Genomic DNA, 18,681 nt, shown 5'->3' on the forward strand with positions numbered 1-18,681 from the left:
ATCGCCCGCCAACACGACCGCACTGTTGTCGAAGACCGACCGGCCCGTCGCCAGCGAGAACCCGACATCCACCGACCGCAGCTCCGGACCGGACTCGACATAGGCGAGCAGCCGCTCCGCCTGGCCGCGCAGCGCCTCCGGCGTCTTGCCGGAGAGCACCCACGGCACCACACCCGGCTCCACCGCAGGAGCCTCCGGCCTGGCGACCACCGTTCCCTGGATCACCGTGGTCGGCTGTTCCAGGATGACGTGAGCGTTCGTCCCGCTGATCCCGAACGACGAGACGCCCGCGCGCCGCGCGCGACCGGCCTCCGGCCACCGCGTCTGCTCGGTGATCAGCTCCACCGCGCCTTCCGACCAGTCCACATGCGACGACGGAGCATCGACGTGCAACGTCTGCGGCAGCACCCCATGGCGCATCGCCATGATCATCTTGATCACACCCGCCACACCCGCAGCCGCTTGCGTATGACCGATGTTGGACTTCACCGAGCCCAGCAACAGCGGACGCTCCGCGTCGCGGTCCCGGCCGTACGTCGCCAGCAGGGCCTGCGCCTCGATCGGGTCGCCCAGCGTCGTCCCCGTACCGTGCGCCTCCACCACATCGACGTCGTCCATGGAGAGTCCACCGCTGGCCAGCGCCTGGCGGATCACGCGCTGCTGCGACGGACCGTTCGGCGCCGTCAGCCCGTTCGACGCACCGTCCTGGTTGACCGCCGAGCCCCGGACCACCGCCAGGATCTCGTGGCCGTTACGTCGCGCGTCGGACAGCCGCTCCAGCACCAGCATGCCGACACCCTCCGACCAGCCCACACCATCGGCCGACTCCGAGAACGCCTTGCACCGGCCATCCGGCGACAGACCCCGCTGCCGCGAGAAGTCCACGAACACTGTCGGCGTGGCCATCACGGTGACGCCGCCTGCCAGCGCCAAGGAGCATTCGCCGCTGCGCAGGGCCTGCATGGCCCAGTGCATCGCGACGAGCGACGACGAGCACGCCGTGTCCACCGTCACCGCCGGACCCTCCAGGCCCAGCGTGTACGACACCCGGCCCGACGCCAGACTCGTGCTGCCACCTCCCTGGAAGCCCTCGAACTCCGGGCCTCCCAGCAGAGTGGTGTAGTCGCTGTACATGACACCGGCGAATACGCCGGTCGCGCTGCCCTTCAGAGACACCGGGTCGATACCGGCCCGCTCGATCGCCTCCCAGGACGCTTCGAGCAGCAGCCGCTGCTGCGAGTCCGTCGCGAGCGCCTCACGCGGCGACATCCCGAAGAACGCCGGGTCGAACTCGTCCGCGGTATGCAGGAAGCCGCCTTCCCGCGTGTACGAGGTGCCCATGTGGTCGGGGTCCGGGTTGAAGAGACCGTCCACGTCCCAGCCACGGTTCGTCGGGAATCCCGAGATCGCGTCGGCGCCCTCGGTGACCAGCCGCCACAGATCCTCCGGCGAGGCCACCCCGCCCGGATACCGGCAACTCATCCCCACGACCACGATCGGATCGTCGGCCACCGCGGCGACACGCCCCGCCACGGGCAGGGCCACCTCCGCATCGGCACCGAGCAGTTCATCGAGCAGATGATCGACGAGTGTCTGAACCGTCGGGTAGTCGAAGGCCATCGTGGCGGGGAGCCGCAGCCCACTGGCGGTGTTGAGCCGGTTACGCAGCTCCACTGCCGTGAGCGAGTCGAAGCCCAGCTCACGGAAGGCGCGGCCGGGGTTGACCGCGTTGCCATCGGCGTGCCCCAGGACCAGAGCCACCTGGCCACGTACGAGGTCCAACAGCACCTCCTGACGCTCAACCACCGTCAGTACGGCCAGCCGCTCCACCAGACCGGCCGCCGCAGCCGAACCCGCCACCGCCGCAGCCCGACGCGACCGCACACGAATCAACGACCGCAACAACGGCGGAACCTCACCCCGCCCACGCAACAGCGGCAGATCCAACCGCACCGGAGCCACCACCGCATCCCCGGTCGCGAGCGCGGCATCGAACAACGCCACACCCAACTCCACCGACAACGCCGGCACACCCGCACGAGCCATCCGCTCCGCATCGGCCTCCGACAACGTCCCCGTCATCCCACCCGACTGCTCCCACGGACCCCACGCCAACGACACACCCGGCAACCCCTCAGCCCGCCGACGCTCCACCAACGCATCCAAAAACGCATTACCCGCCGCGTAATTACCCTGCCCCGCACTCCCGAACAAAGCGGCAGCCGAGGAGAAGACCACGAACGCCGACAGCGGTTGTTCACGGGTCAGTTCATGGAGATGCCAGGCGGCGTCGACCTTCGGCCGCAGCACCTTGTCCAGCCGCTCCGGCGTCAGCGAGCCGACCACACCGTCATCGAGCACACCCGCCGCGTGCACCACAGCCGACACCGTGTGGCGCGTCAGCAGCTCGGCGAGAGCATCACGGTCCGCGACATCGCAGGCCTCGACCCGGACTTCGGTCCCTTGCAGCTCCAGCTGGGCGACCAGTTCCTCGGCTCCGTCGGCGGCCAGGCCGCGGCGGCTGACCAGGAGCAGTCGGCGTACCCCGTGCTCGGCCACCAGATGCCGCGCCACCACCGCGCCCAGACCACCCGTACCCCCCGTGATCAGCACACTCCCCGCGCCATCCCACACCGGGCCCGCCGCACTATCACCCACCGCCGCACGCACCAGACGCCCCGCCAGCACCTCACCGCCCCGCACCATCACCTGCGGCTCATCCACACCCAACGCCGACAACGGCAACACAACCAACCCACCCGACTCGACCGACTCAAGGTCAAGGTCAAGATCGACCAGACCGAAACAGCCCGGATTCTCCGACTGCGCCGACCGAACAAGACCCCGCACCGCAGCCGCCGCCACATCACGACCCCCCACCGCACCCCGCGTCACAAAAACAAACCGCGACCCCGCAAACCGCTCCTCCACCAACCGCTCCTGAAGCACCCCAAGCACCCGATGCGTCAACGCCCGCACCGCATCGGTCGGGTCAGTGGTCAACTCTCCGACCACCGGGATCAGCACCACATCTGGCACCGGACCCTCGCCAGCGGCCAACGCGGCGAGATCCGCGACGCGTTCGGACTCGGCTCCCGCATCACGCAGGGCCTCGACCAGTCCCAGGGTGTCCTGGCCGACCACGGCGATCGTCTGCGAAGTGCCGACAGAGGGGGTGGTCAGCGGTGTCCAGTCCAGCCGGAACAGCGCGTCCCTCGTCAGCGCACCCGCCTCATCCAGAGCCTCCACCGACAACGCCCGCATCGCCAACGACTCCACCGACGCGACCGGCACACCCATCACATCGGCCACCGCGATCGACACCGCACCATCCACCCCACGCGCCAACCGCACCCGCACCGAAGAAGCCCCCGACGCCCGCAACGACACCCCACTCCACGCAAACGGGACACCACCCGACTGCCGACCAACACCCTCAGCGCCGTCACCTGGCGAGCCCACAAACCACGCCGCATGCAACCCCGCATCCAACAACGCGGGATGGAGACCGAACGCCTCCGCATCACCCTCGATGCCGTCAGGCAAACTCACCTCGGCGAAGACCTCACCGTCACGCCGCCAGGCCGCCCGAAGCCCCTGGAACACCGGCCCGTACGCGAAGCCCTCCACGGCCCGCGCCTCGTAGAAACCGTCCAGATCCACCGGCTCAGCACCCACCGGCGGCCAAACCGACGCATCAAACTCAACGACAGCCCCAGCCTCAGCACCAGGACCAGCAGCACCTACGGCCAGCACACCCGTCGCGTGCTGCGTCCACGGCAACTCCACCTCACCCTCAGGACGCGAGTGAATCGCGACCGTACGCCGCCCCGACTCATCCGCCACACCCACCCGCACCTGCGTCCGCACCGCGCCCCGCTCCGGGAGCACCAGCGGCGCCGCGAGCGTCAACTCCTCCACACGATCACAGCCGACCTCGTCACCCGCCCGGATCGCCAGTTCGAGCAACGCCGTTCCCGGTACGAGAACCCGGCCCATCACCGCGTGATCAGCCAGCCACGGATGCGAGCGCGCCGACAGCCGGCCGGTGAGCAGCACGCCTTCGCCCTCGGCCAGCTCCACGACGCCGTTGAGCAGCGGATGCCCGGCCTCCACGAGCCCGATGGCCGCCGCGTCGGTGCCGCCTCGCATGCCGCTGGGCCAGAAGGGCTGATGCTCGAAGGCGTAGGTGGGCACATCGACCCGCGACGCGCCGGTACCGGCGAAGAACCCGGCCCAGTCCACGACGACCCCACGCACATGCAGCTGAGCCAGCGCGGTGACGGCCGACAGTTCTTCGGCACGATCCTTGCGGAGGATGGGCACGGTGAGGGCCTCGTCCGGTACCGACTCCCGTGCCATCGCGGAGAGCACGCCGTCCGGGCCCAACTCCAGGAACGTACCCACGCCCTGCTCGCCGAGCGTCCGTACCCCATCGGCGAAGCGCACGGCCTCGCGGACATGCCGTACCCAGTACCCGGCCGAGCACAGCTCCTCCGCCAACGCCAGGCCACCGGTCAGATTCGACACGACCCCGATACGCGGCGCCGCGAACGACAGCCCCTCCACCACCGCACGGAACTCGTCCAGCATCGGATCCATCAACGGCGAGTGGAACGCATGCGACACCCGCAGCCAGGTGACCTTCCGACCCTGCTCCTCCAGGCGAGCCGCGACCTCCAGGACCACGTCCTCGTCACCTGAAATCACCACGGACGACGGGCCGTTGACGGCAGCGACCGACACCCGGTCCTGACGCTCGGACAGCAGCGGAAGAACCTCGTCCTCCGTCGCCCGGACCGCGACCATCGCACCACCGGACGGCAGCGCACCCATCAGCCGCGCACGAGCCACCACCAACACACAGGCATCCTCCAACGAGAACACCCCCGCCACATACGCCGCCGCGATCTCACCAATCGAATGCCCCGCCACGAAGTCCGGCCGCACACCCCACGACTCCACCAACCGGAACAGCGCCACCTCCACCGCGAACAACGCCGGCTGAGTAAACCCCGTGTCATTCAGCAGATCTGCGTCCTCACCCCACATCACCTCACGCAGAGACCTGCCCAACCCGGCATCCAGCAGCGCGAGCACGGAATCCAGCGCCTCCGCGAACACCGGGAACCGCCCATACAACTCACGACCCATCCCCAACCGCTGCGACCCCTGACCCGAGAACAGCACCGCCGTCTTCCCACCAACGACCGGACCCGACACCACCAAGGCGTCCGGCTCGCCGACCGCGAGGCCCGCCAGCGCGCGTACCGTCTCCGCGCGCCCGCCGGCCGACACCACCGCCCGGTGGTCGAACACCGACCGGCCCGTCGCCAGCGAGAACCCGATGTCGACCGGCCGCAGTTCGGGCCGTGCCTGGATGTAGGAGAGCAGTCGCCCCGCCTGCCCGCGCAGCGCCTCCGGCGTCTTGCCGGAGAGCACCCACGGCACCACACCCGGGACCACCCCCGGCTCCACACCAGGGACCTCACCCGCGACCTCACCCGGGTCGTCGGACCCGGCGAGCACCGTTCCCTGGATCACCGTCGCCGGCTGCTCCAGGATGACGTGGGCGTTCGTCCCACTGATACCGAACGACGAGACACCCGCCCGACGCGCCCTACCGGCCTCCGGCCACTCCACCGGCTCCGTCAGCAACTCCACCGCGCCCGCCGACCAGTCCACATGCGACGACGGCTCGGTCACGTTCAGCGTCCGCGGCAACGTGCCATGGCGCATCGCCATGATCATCTTGATCACACCGGCGGCGCCCGCGGCGGCCTGGGTGTGCCCCAGGTTCGACTTCACCGAGCCGAGCAGCAGTGGACGCTCCGGGGCGCGGTCCCGGCCGTACGTCGCCAGCAGGGCCTGCGCCTCGATCGGATCGCCCAGAGTCGTCCCCGTACCGTGCGCCTCCACCACATCGACGTCATCGGCCGACAGTCCGCCGCTCGCCAGCGCCTGACGGATCACGCGCTGCTGCGACGGACCGTTCGGCGCCGTCAGGCCATTCGACGCACCGTCCTGGTTGACGGCCGAGCCCCGGATCACGGCAAGGATCTCGTGGCCGTTGCGCCGCGCGTCCGACTGCCGCTCCAGCAGGAGCATGCCGATGCCCTCGGACCAGCCGACGCCGTCGGCCGACTCGGAGAACGGCTTGGACCGGCCGTCGGGGGCCAGGCCCCGCTGCCGGGAGAACTCCACGAAGGTGTCGGGGACCGACATCACGGTCACACCGCCGGCCAGCGCCAGCGAGCACTCACCGCTCCGCAGCGCCTGCGCGGCCAGATGCATCGCCACCAGCGACGACGAGCAGGCCGTGTCCACCGTGACGGCCGGCCCCTCGAAGCCGAAGGTGTACGAGACCCGGCCCGAGGCCACGCTCAGCGCGCTACCCTGGCCCTGGAAGCCTTCGAACTCCTTGCCGCTCAGGGTGGTGTTGTAGCCGCCGTACATCACACCCGCGAACACACCGGTCTGGCTGTCGCGCAGTGACACCGGGTCGATACCCGCCCGCTCGATCGCCTCCCAGGACGTTTCCAGCAACAGCCGCTGCTGCGAGTCCGTCGCCATCGCCTCACGCGGCGACATCCCGAAGAAGCCGGGGTCGAACTCGCCCGCGTCGTGCAGGAATCCGCCCTGCCGCGTGTACGAGGTGCCCAGGTGTTCCGGGTCGGGGTTGTAGAGCGCGTCGACGTCCCAGCCGCGGTTCGTCGGGAAGTCGGAGACCACCTCGGCGCCCTCGGTGACCACCCGCCACAGGTCTTCCGGCGATCCGATGCCGCCGGGGAAGCGGCAGCTCATGCCGACGACCACGACCGGGTCGTCGTCGAGCATGGCACGGGAGAGTTCCGGCGCCGCCGTCTCCGCGTCCATGTCCGCGTCGGGACCGACCAGTTCGTCGAGCAGGTGCTCGGCGAGCGCCTCGACCGTCGGGTAGTCGAAGACCATCGTGGCGGGCAGCCGCAGTCCTGTCGCGGTGTTGAGCCGGTTGCGCAGCTCCACCGCCGTCAGCGAGTCGAAGCCCAGGTCACGGAAGGCCCGCGCCGGGTCGACCCCGTCGCCGCTCGCGTGGCCGAGCACCAGCGCCGCCTGGCCGCGTACGAGCGTGAGCAGCGTCTCGTGCCGTTCGGCGCGCTCCAGCCTGCCGAGACGCTCGGCGAGCCCGGCGTCCGTGCCCGCTCCGGGTCCCGCGACCGCTGTGCGCCGGGCGGTCGTACGGACCAGCCCCCGCAGCAGTGGCGGGACGGTTCCCCGCGTACGCAGCACCGACAGGTCCAGCCGTACGGGTGCCACCGCGGCCTGGCCGGTGGCCAGCGCGGCGTCGAACAGTGACACGCCCTGGTCGACCGAGAGCAGGGGCATACCGGCTTCGGCGGCCCGGCGCAGATCGGCTTCGCCGAGGCCGCTCGTCATGCCCGCGCCCTGGTTCCAGGCGCCCCACGCCAGCGAGACCCCCGGCAGGCCCGTGGCCTGCCGGTGTGCGGCGAGCGCGTCCAGGAAGGCGTTGCCCGCCGCGTAGTTGGCCTGTCCCGCGCCGCCGATCACACCGGAGACGGAGGAGAAGACCACGAACGCGGCCAGGTCGAGACCGCGCGTCAGCTCATGGAGATTCCAGGCCGCGTCGATCTTCGGACGGAGCACGCGGGCCAGTCGCTCCGGGGTCAGTGAACCGATGATCCCGTCGTCCAGCACACCCGCCGTGTGGACGACCGCCGTCAGCGGATGCTCGGCCGGGACCGCGCCCAGCAGGCCCGCCAGGGCGTCGCGGTCCGCGACGTCACAGGTCTCGACGGACACCGCGGCGCCCTGTGCCGTCAGTTCGGCGACGAGTTCCGTGGCTCCCTCGGCGGAGAGCCCGCGCCTGCTGGTGAGCATCAGGTGCCGTACGCCGCGCTCGGCCACCAGATGACGGGCCAGCACACCGCCCAGACCGCCCGTGCCACCGGTGATCAGTACCGTACCCTCGGGATCCCATACGGGCGGCATGGTCAGCACGATCTTGCCGACATGCCTGGCCATGCTCATGAAACGGAACGCGTCCCGCGCCCGGCGCACATCCCACGACCGCACCGGCAGCGGCTCCAGCGCGCCCTGCCGGAACAGGTCCATGACGGCGACCAGCATCCGCTGGATACCGTCCGGTTCCACCCAACCCAGGTCGAATGCCTGGTAGTTCATGCCCTCGGGCAGGTCGGCGGCCTCGCGGATGTCGGTCTTGCCCATCTCCAGGAACCGGCCGCCGGGACCGACCAGCCGCAGCGACGCGTCCACGAACTCACCGGCCAGCGAGTTCAGTACGACATCGACACCCCCAGCACCGCTCACCCGCGCGAACGCCGCCTCGAAGTCCGTCGTACGCGACGAGGCGAGATGATCCTCCGCCACACCCAGCGACCGCAGGACATCCCACTTGCCCTCGCTCGCCGTCGCGAACACCTCGGCACCCAGATGCTTCGCCACCTGGATCGCCGCCATACCCACACCACCCGCACCGGCGTGGATCAGCACCTTCTCACCACGCCGCAGCCCGCCCAGCTCCACCAGCGCGTAGTACGCGGTCAGGAACACGAGCGGCATCGAGGCCGCCGTCTCCCACGACCAGCCGTCGGGCAGCCGGGTGAGGAGCCGCGCGTCGCCGACCACCAGCGAGCCGAAGCCGCCGGAGACCAGGCCGGTGACCTGGTCTCCGGGCCGCAGCCCGGTCACCTCGGGACCCACTTCGGTCACCACGCCCGCGGCCTCGCGCCCCATGCGTCCGGCGTCGCCGGGGTACATGTCGAGGGCCTTGAGAACATCGCGGAAGTTGACCCCGGCGGCCCGTACATCGATACGGACCTCGCTGCCGGTCAGTGGTTCGAGGACCTCGGGGAACGGGGCCAGGGTCAGCCCGTCCAGGCTTCCCTGGGTCGCGCTGTCGAGCCGCCAGGGCACCCCGGCCGGTGGTACGAGACCGGTGCCCGACGCCAGCCGTGCGAGCCGGCCCGCCAGGATCACACCGTCACGGATCGCCACCTGGGGCTCGTCCGTGGTCAGGGACCGGGCCAGGGCGCCGTCGTCCGCGCTGCCGAGGTCCACCAGGCCGAAGCAGCCGGGGTTCTCCGTCTGCGCGGAGCGCACCAGGCCCCACACCGAGGCCGCCGCGACATCGCCGGCCTCCTCGTCACCGGCCGCCATGGCGCCCCTGGTGACGAACACCAGCCGCGAGCCGGCGAACCGCTCCTCGGCCAGCCAGCCCTGTGCGAGCGCCAGTACGTCCGTGGTCAGCGCGTGGGCGGACTCCGCCACCCCGCGGCCGTCCCCGCGCCCGTCCCCGCTCGGATCCGCGCCCGCGTCCACGGCCCCGTTCCGGTCCCCGGACACGGCGACGAGCACGACGTCCGGCACCGGGGACTCCCCCGCCGCCAGCGACGCCAGATCCGGATGCGGCTCGACGCGCGCCCCGGAGTCCGCCAGTCCGTCGGCGAGCCCGAGCGCGTCGGGCCCCACCAGCGCGACGGCCTCGGGCACATCCGTACCGGACGCCGCCGGCACCGGCACCCAGTCGAGGCCGAACAGCGCGTCCCTGGCCAGCGCCGCGTCCTCGCTCACCTCCTCGCGCGACACAGCGCGTACGAGCAGTGAATCGACCGAGACGACCAGCTCCCCCGACTGGTCCGCGGCCACGATCGACACCGCGTCCCGGCCCGCGGCCGGGGCGATGCGCACCCGTAGCGCGGAGGCACCCGTGGCGTGGAGCGACGCGCCCTCCCACGAGAACGGCAGTCCTCCGTCGCCCTCCTCGCCGTCGCCCGCGAGGAGCGAGGCGTGCAGCGCGGAGTCGAGCAGCGCGGGGTGCAGACCGAACGCGGCCGCGTCGCCCTCCGCGCTCTCCGGAAGGCTCACCTCGGCGAAGATCTCACCGTCACGCCGCCAGGCCGCGCGCAGGCCCTGGAACACCGGTCCGTACGCGAACCCCAGCTCGGCGAACCGTTCGTAGCAGCCCGCCGCTTCCAGCGCCTCGGCGCCCTCAGGCGGCCATACCGTCGCGTCGAAGCCGTCGGCCGGGGTCCGGCCTCCGACCGTCAGCACCCCCATGGCGTGCTGTGTCCATGACCGCTCGTCGGCTCCGTCGAGCCGGGAGTGCACCGTGAGGGAGCGCCGGTCCGCGTCGTCCGCGACCCCGACACGTACCTGCACCTGGACCGCGCCGCCCTCCGGCAGCACGAGCGGCGCCGCGAGCGTCAGCTCCTCGACCCGGTCGCAGCCGACCTCGTCACCGGCGCGGAACGCCAGTTCCAGCAGGGCGGTGCCCGGCAGCAGGATGCGGCCCATCACCGCGTGATCGGCGAGCCAGGGGTGTGACTGGACGGACAGCCGTGCGGTGAACAACGCGCCTTCACCCTCGGCGAGTTCGACCGCCGCACCCAGCAACGGGTGCCCGGCGGAGCCGAGTCCGGCGGCCCGCACATCACCGGCGGCGCCGGCCTGTGAGCCGGCCGGCCAGATCCACTGATGCTGGAAGGGGTACGTGGGCACATCGACCCGCGACGCGCCGGTTCCGGCGAACACGGCCGGCCAGTCCACGGGCACGCCTCGTACGTACAGCCGCGCCAGAGCGGTGAGCGCGGCGGACTCTCCCGCACGGTCCTTACGGAGCAGGGGTACGGTCACGGCTCCGTCCGGCACGGACTCCTGGGCCATGGCCGACAGCACGCCGTCCGGGCCCAACTCCAGGAATGTACCCACGCCCTGCTCGCCGAGCGTCCGTACCCCATCGGCGAAGCGCACGGCCTCGCGGACATGACGTACCCAGTACTCGGCCGAGCACAGCTCCTCCGCCGACGCCAGGCCACCGGTCAGATTCGACACCACTCCGATACGCGGCGCCGCGAACGACAGCCCTTCCGCCACCGCGCGGAACTCGTCCAGCATCGGGTCCATCAGCGGCGAGTGGAACGCGTGCGACACCCGGAGCCTGCTCGTCTTGCGGCCCTGCTCCTCCAGGCGTGCCGCGACCTCCAGGACCACGTCCTCGTCACCTGAAATCACCACGGCCGACGGGCCGTTGACGGCAGCGACCGACACCCGGCCCTGACGCTCGGACAACAGCGGAAGAACCTCGTCCTCCGTCGCCCGGACCGCGACCATCGCACCACCGGACGGCAGCGCACCCATCAGCCGCGCACGAGCCACCACCAACACACAGGCATCCTCCAACGAGAACACCCCCGCCACATACGCCGCCGCAACCTCACCGATCGAATGCCCCGCCACGAAGTCCGGCCGCACACCCCACGACTCCACCAACCGGAACAGCGCCACCTCCACCGCGAACAACGCCGGCTGAGTAAACCCCGTGTCATTCAGCAGATCAGCGTCCTCACCCCACATCACCTCACGCAGAGACCTGCCCAACCCGGCATCCAACAGCGCGAGCACGGAATCCAGCGCCTCCGCGAACACCGGGAACCGCCCATACAACTCACGGCCCATCCCCAGCCGCTGCGACCCCTGACCGGAGAAGAGGAAGGCATGCTTACCGGCCGTCACCGTGCCCGGGACCGCGGCCGTGCCCGAGACCGCGGCCCTGTCCGGGTCGCCGGCCGCCAGCGCCGTCAGCGCGCGCTCCGTGTCGGCGGGGTCACCGGCCAGTACCACCGCGCGGTGCTCGAACACCGAACGGCCCGTCACCAGCGAGAAGCCGATATCCACCGGCCGCGTTCCCCGGCCCGTCTCGACGAGGGACAGCAGCCGCTTCGCCTGATCCGCCAGCGCCTGGGGCGTCCTGCCCGAGAACACCCACGGCACCACGCCCGGCTCCACACCAGGGACCTCGGCCGGGACCTCACCCGGGACGTCGGACCCGGCGAGCACCGTTCCCCGGATGACGGCGGGCGGCTGCTCCAGGATGACGTGGGCGTTCGTCCCGCTGATGCCGAACGACGAGACACCCGCCCGACGCGCCCGACCGGCCTCCGGCCACTCCACCGGCTCCGTCAGCAACTCCACCGCGCCCGCCGACCAGTCGACATGCGACGACGGCTCGGTCACATGGAGCGTCCGCGGCAGCGTCCCGTGCCGCATCGCCATCACCATCTTGATCACACCGGCGACACCGGCGGCGGCCTGCGTGTGACCGATGTTCGACTTCACCGAGCCGAGCAGCAGTGGACGCTCCGGGTCGCGATCCCGTCCGTACGTGGCGAGGAGCGCCTGCGCCTCGATCGGATCGCCGAGCGTCGTCCCCGTACCGTGCGCCTCCACCACATCGACGTCATCGGCCGACAGTCCACCGCTCGCCAGCGCCTGACGGATCACGCGCTGCTGCGACGGGCCGTTCGGCGCCGTCAGCCCGTTCGACGCACCGTCCTGGTTGATCGCGCTGCCGCGCAGCAGGGCGAGCACCTGGTGGCCGTTGCGCCGCGCGTCGGACAGCCGCTCCAGCACCAGCATGCCGACGCCCTCCGACCAGGCGACGCCGTCGGCCGACTCGGAGAACGCCTTGGACCGGCCGTCGGGGGCCAGACCGCGCGCCCGGGAGAACTCGACGAAGGTGCTCGGGGTGGACATGACGGTCACACCGCCGGCCAGCGCCAGCGAGCATTCACCGCTCCGCAGCGCCTGCGCGGCGAGATGCATGCCGACCAGGGAGGAGGAGCACGCGGTGTCCACGGTCACCGCGGGGCCTTCGAGCCCGAGCGTGTAGGAGACCCGGCCGGAGGCCACACTCGGCGCGCTGCCGTTGCCGCGGAAGGCCTCGTACTCCTCGCCGGTGAGCAGCGGCCCGTAGTCGTTGTACATGACACCGGCGAAGACACCGGTCCGGCTGTCGCGGAGCGAGACGGGGTCGATACCGGCGCGCTCGATGGCCTCCCAGGAGAGTTCGAGCAGCAGGCGCTGCTGCGAGTCGGTGGCCATCGCCTCGCGTGGCGACATCCCGAAGAAGTCCGGGTCGAACTCGCCCGCCGTGTGCAGGAATCCGCCCTCGCGGACATGGGTCCTGCCGGGGTGGTCGGGGTCCGGGTCGTAGAGGCCGTCGAGGTCCCAGCCGCGGTTGGTGGGGAAGCCGGAGATGGCGTCGCCGTTCTCCGTGACGAGCCGCCAGAGGTCCTCGGGCGAGGTCACCCCGCCCGGGTAGCGGCAGGCCATGCCGACGATCACGATGGGGTCGTCGGTGACCGGCGGCGGCGCGGCCACGGGCGCGGCCGGTGTCTCGGCCCCGGTGCCGAGCAGTTCGTCGCGCATGTGGTCGGCGAGGGCGCTCGGGGTCGGGTAGTCGAAGACCATGGTCGCGGGCAGCCGCAGGCCGGTCACGGTGTTGAGGCCGTTGCGCAGTTCGACCGCCGTCAGGGAGTCGAAGCCGAGGTCCTGGAACTGGCGGGACGCCTCCACCTCCGCGGCGTCGGCGTGGCCGAGCACCTGGGCGACCTGGCCGCGTACGAGGTCGAGGAGGATCTCGCGGCGTTCGGCGGCGTTCAGTCCGGTGAGCCGCTGGGCGAGGCCGCCCGCCGTCTCGGAGACCTGTGCGGCGGCGCGCCGGCCGGGGGTGCGGATGAGGCCGCGCAGCAGGGGCGGGATCTCGCCCTGGGTACGGAGGACGGGCAGATCGAGGCGTACGGGCGCGACGGCCGGCAGGCCGGTGGCGAGGGCGGCGTCGAAGAGCGCCACGCCCTGCTCGACGGTGAGCGGTGGCATGCCGGAGCGTGCGATGCGCTCCACGTCGATGTCGGTGAGTGTCCTGGTCATGCCGACGCTCTGGGTCCAGGGGCCCCAGGCGAGGGCGAGGCCGGGCAGTCCGCGGGCGCGCCGGTGGGTGGCGAGCGCGTCCAGGAAGGCGTTCCCGGCCGCGTAGTTGGCCTGCCCGGGGCTGCCGAGGGTGGCGGCGACGGAGGAGAAGAGCACGAACGCGGCCAGGTCGAGTCCGCTGGTCAGTTCGTGGAGGTTCCAGGCCGCGTCGGCCTTGGGGCGCAGCACGCTGTCGAGCCGCGCCGGGGTCAGTGAGCCGATCACGCCGTCGTCGACGACGCCTGCGGTGTGGACGACGGCGGTGAGCGGGTGTGCGGCGGGGACGGCCGCCAGCAGTTCCGCGAGGGCGGTCCGGTCGGTGACATCGCAGGCGGCGATGGTCACGTGGGCGCCCTGTGCGGTGAGTTCGGCCTGGAGCGTCTCGGCGCCGTCGGCGGCGGGGCCGCGGCGGCTGACGAGCAGCAGGTGCCGTACGCCGCGCTCGGCGGCCAGGTGCCGGGCGAGGACGCCGCCGAGTCCGCCGGTACCGCCGGTGATGAGGACGGTGCCCTCGGGATCCCAGGCGGCCCGCTCCTCGGCGGCGGGGGCGGGGACGCGGGTCAGGCGGGCGGCGAGCAGTTCTCCGTCGCGCACCGCGAGGTCGGGCTCGTCGGCCGCGACCGCGAGGGCGGAGAGCAGGAGGGCCGGCCCGGCCTCCGGGGGGAGCGGGGCCGCGCCGGTGTCCGGGGCGTGCGAGGGACGTCCCAGGTCCAGCAGGCCGAAGCGTCCGGGGTTCTCGGTCCTGGCGGTCCGTACGAGGCCGTGGACCGAGGCGGCGGCGAGGTCGTGGCCCGTCAGGGCGCCGTGGGTGACGAACACCAGGCGCGCGTCGGCGAACCGGTCCTCGTCCAGCCAGCGTTGTACGTCTCCGAGCACGCGGGCGCCGAGGGCGTGGGTCGCCGCTACGGCACCCGCTCCGTCGCCGTCACCGCCGCCCTCGCCCTCGCCGTCGCCCCGGCCGCCGGGTGCCCCGGAGGCGGTGATCAGGACCATGCCGGGAACCGGTCCGTCCGTGGCCGCGAGCGCGGTCAGGTCCTGATGGGCCGTCACCGGGGTGCCCGCCGTACGCAGCGCGCCGGCCAGACCGAGCGGGTCGGCGCCGATCACGGCCACCGCGTCGGGTCCGGCCGGGGCCGGGCCCTTCACCGCGGTCCACTCCACGCGGAACAGGGAGTCGCGGTGCACCACGCCGGTGCCGTCGAGGCTCTCGGTGGGGACGGTGCGGGAGACGAGGGAGTCCACGGAGAGTACCGGGCCGCCCGCCGCGTCGTAGACCGCGATGGAGACGGTGTCGTCGCCCGCCGGGGACAGCCGGGCGCGTACCGACGTGGCACCGGAGGCGATGAGTGACACGCCCTCCCAGGCGAACGGGAGGCCGCCCCTGCTGATGGCGCCGAGGTCGGTGAAGGCCGCCGCGTGCTGGGCGGCGTCGAGCAGTGCCGGGTGGAGGCCGAAGGCGCTCGCGTCGGTGCCCGCGTCCTCCGGGAGGGTGACGTCGGCGTACACCTCGTCGCCGCGCCGCCAGGCGGCGCGCAGGCCCTGGAAGACGGGGCCGTAGTCGAAGCCGAGTCCGGCGAGCCGTTCGTAGCAGCCGTCGAGGTCGACGGGTTCCGCGCCCGCGGGCGGCCATACGGTGGCGTCGAAGCCGGGGTCGGGGGCGCCCGTGCCGGGGGCGACGACACCGGTGGCGTGCTGCGACCAGGGGAGGTCGAAGCCGTCCTCGACGCGCGAGTAGATGCCCAGCGGGCGGCGTCCGGCGGCGTCGGCCGCTCCGACGCGCACCTGGAGCTGTACGGCGCCGTGCTCGGGGAGTGCGAGGGGTGCGGCGAGGGCCAGTTCCTCGACACGGCCGCAGTCGACCTCGTCACCGGCGCGGATGGCCAGTTCGACGAAGGCCGTTCCGGGCAGCAGGGCACGGCCGCGCACGCCGTGGTCGGCGAGCCAGGGGTGGGACCGCGTGGACAGCCGGCTGGTGAACAGCGCGCCCTCGCCGTCGGCCAGTTCGACGGCCGCGCCGAGCAGCGGGTGTCCGGCGGAGCCGAGTCCGGCGGCGCGCATGTCGCCGGCCGTGTCGAGGGTGACGGCGGGCCAGAAGCGGCGGCGCTGGAACGGGTAGGTGGGCAGGTCGACGCGGCGGGCGCCGGACCCTTCGTAGAGGCCGGACCAGCGCACGGTGGCGCCCCGGACGTGGATCCGTGCGAGGGCGGTGACGGCGGCCGGTTCCTCCGGGCGGTCCTTGCGCAGCAGCGGCACCATCACCTCCCGCTCCGTGAGCGAGTCCTGGGCCATGGCGGAGAGCACGCCGTCGGGGCCCAGTTCGAGCAGGGTGGTGACGCCGCGTCCGGTGAGGGTGCGGACGCCGTCGGCGAACCGTACGGCCTCGCGTACGTGCCGTACCCAGTAGGCGGCGGAGCACAGCTCCGCGACCTCGGCGATCCGGCCGGTCACGTTCGACACGACGGGGATGGCGGGTTCCTCGTACGTCAGGCTCTCCGCGACGGCGCGGAACTCCGACAGCATCGGTTCCATCAGCGGCGAGTGGAAGGCGTGCGAGACGCGCAGCCTCCTGGTCCTGCGGTCCCGTGCCTCGAAGTGTGCGGCGATGTCCTGTACGGCGCTCTCGTCACCGGCGACGACCACGGACGTGGGTCCGTTGACGGCGGCGATCGACACCCGCTCGGTGACTCCGGCGAGCAGCGGGGCGACCTCGTCCTCGGTGGCCTGCACGGCGGCCATGACGCCGCCGGCGGGCAGGGCCGCCATCAGCGAGGCGCGGGCGGCGACGAGGCGGCAGGCGTCCTCCAGGGAGAAGACGCCCGCCACATGGGCGGCCGCGATCTCACCGATGGAGTGCCCGCCGACGAAGTCGGGGGTGACGCCGAGCGAGACGACGAGGCGGTAGAGCGCGACCTCGACGGCGAAGAGTGCGGGCTGTGTCCAGCGGGTCTCGTCGAGCGGGCCGGGGTCGGTTCCCCAGACGATGTCGCGCAGCGGACGGTCGAGGTGGGTGTCGAGTACGCCGGCGGCGGCGTCGAACGCCTCGGCGAACACCGGGAATCGGGCGTGGAGTTCACGTCCCATTCCGAGCCGCTGGGAGCCCTGCCCGGAGAAGAGGACGGCGAGCGCGCCCTCGTCGGCGACGCCTTCGGCGATCACCGTGGGGGGTTCGGTGGTGCCGGCGGGGTCGGCGAGCAGCACGGACCGGTGCTCGAAGACCGAGCGCCCGGTGGCGAGGGAGTGGCCGATGTCGGCGGGCCGGGTCCCGGGGGCGCGTTCGATGAAGGAGAGCAGCCGGGCGCGCTGGTCGGCCAGGGCGGCGGCGGTCCGGCCCGAGAGGGCCCAGGGGATGACACCGGGGAGCGCGGAGTCCTCGGCGGGGGTGTTCCCGGTGGAGGCGTTACCGGTGGAGGCGTTCTCGGCGGGGGTGTTCTCGGCGGCCGGCGGGGCCTGTTCGAGGATCACATGCGCGTTGGTGCCGCTGACGCCGAAGGAGGAGACGGCGGCGCGCCGGGCGCGGCCCGTCTCGGGCCAGGCGAGCGGCTGGTCGAGCAGTTCGATGGAGCCGGTGGTCCAGTCCACGTCGTGGGAGGGCTCGCCCACGTGCAGGCTGCGGGGCATCAGTCCGTGCCGCATCGCCATGATCATCTTGATGACACCGGCGGCGCCCGAGGCCGCCTGGGTGTGCCCGATGTTCGACTTGACCGATCCCAGCCGCAGCGGGTGTTCGCGGTCCTGGCCGTAGGTGGCCAGCAGAGCCTGCGCCTCGATCGGGTCGCCGAGTGTCGTCCCCGTACCGTGCGCCTCGACGATGTCCACCTCGGCGGGTGCCAGCCGGGCGTTCTCCAGGGCGGCGCGGATGACGCGCCGCTGCGAGGGGCCGTGGGGCGCGGACAGGCCGTTGGACGCGCCGTCCTGGTTGATCGCGCTGCCGCGCAGGACGGCCAGCACCGGGTGACCGGCCCGCTGGGCGTCCGAGAGGCGTTCCAGTACGAGGACGGCGGCGCCCTCGCCCCAGCCGGTGCCGTCGGCGTCCTGGGAGAACGACTTGCAGCGGCCGTCGGCGGCCATGCCGCTCTGGGCGGTGAAGGAGACGAAGGGGCCGGGCGTCGCCATCACGGAGGCGCCGCCCGCCAGGGCCATGGAGCACTCGCCGTTGCGCAGGGACTGCGCGGCCCAGTGCAGCGCGACCAGTGAGGAGGAGCAGGCGGTGTCGACGGTGACGGCGGGGCCCTCGGCGCCGAATGTGTAGGAGAGCCGGCCGGAGATGACGCTCGCCGCGTGCCCGGTGGTCGAGTACAGCTCCGCGTCCTCGTCGGACGCCTTGATGACCGTGGCGTAGTCCTGCCCGGCCGTGCCGACGAACACGCCCGCCCGGCTGCCGCGCAGCGTGACCGGGTCGATCCCGGCGCGCTCCAGGGCCTCCCAGGCGACTTCCAGCAGCAGCCGCTGCTGGGGATCCATGGCGACGGCCTCGCGCGGCGAGATCCCGAAGAACCCGGGGTCGAAGTCCGCCATGTCGTAGAGGAACCCGCCCTCTTGGGCGAGGCTGCGGCCGGGGCCGTCCCCGGCGAGGCGCTCCAGGTCCCAGCCGCGGTCGGCGGGGAAGCCGGCCATGACGTCGCGGCCTTCGGTGACCAGCTCCCACAGGTCCTCGGGGGACGTCACCCCGCCGGGGTAGCGGCAGCCGATCCCGACGACGGCGATGGGCTCCTCGGCAGCCGCCACCAGCCGCTGGTTCTGCTGACGGAGCCGCTCGATCTCCTTCAGGGAGGACCGCAGCGCCTCGACGTACTTGTTGGTGGACGTGCTCATCGGACTCTCCAGATCTCTTTCAGTTCGCAGGTGCCGCACGTACCGCGCGACCGGCGGCGTCTGCCCGGCACGGCGGGGCGGGGCGGACGCCGCCGGGAGGGG

Annotated in this window: 1 protein-coding gene (cut by a window edge); it reads right to left on the bottom strand. The window is 72.3% G+C overall.

Annotated features, from left to right (window positions below; genetic code table 11):
* Positions 1-18,579, bottom strand: the 5' portion of a protein-coding gene (locus tag ACIOGX_RS02645) for an SDR family NAD(P)-dependent oxidoreductase (protein WP_401909670.1). 14,790 nt of this gene lie to the left of the window's left edge; the window shows 18,579 of its 33,369 coding nt (coding positions 1-18,579); it begins with the start codon at positions 18,577-18,579; its stop codon lies beyond the left edge, outside the window.
* Positions 18,580-18,681 lie beyond the last annotated feature (102 nt).

The sequence above is a fragment of the Streptomyces sp. NPDC088147 genome (assembly GCF_044741565.1).
Taxonomy (GTDB): Bacteria; Actinomycetota; Actinomycetes; order Streptomycetales; family Streptomycetaceae; genus Streptomyces.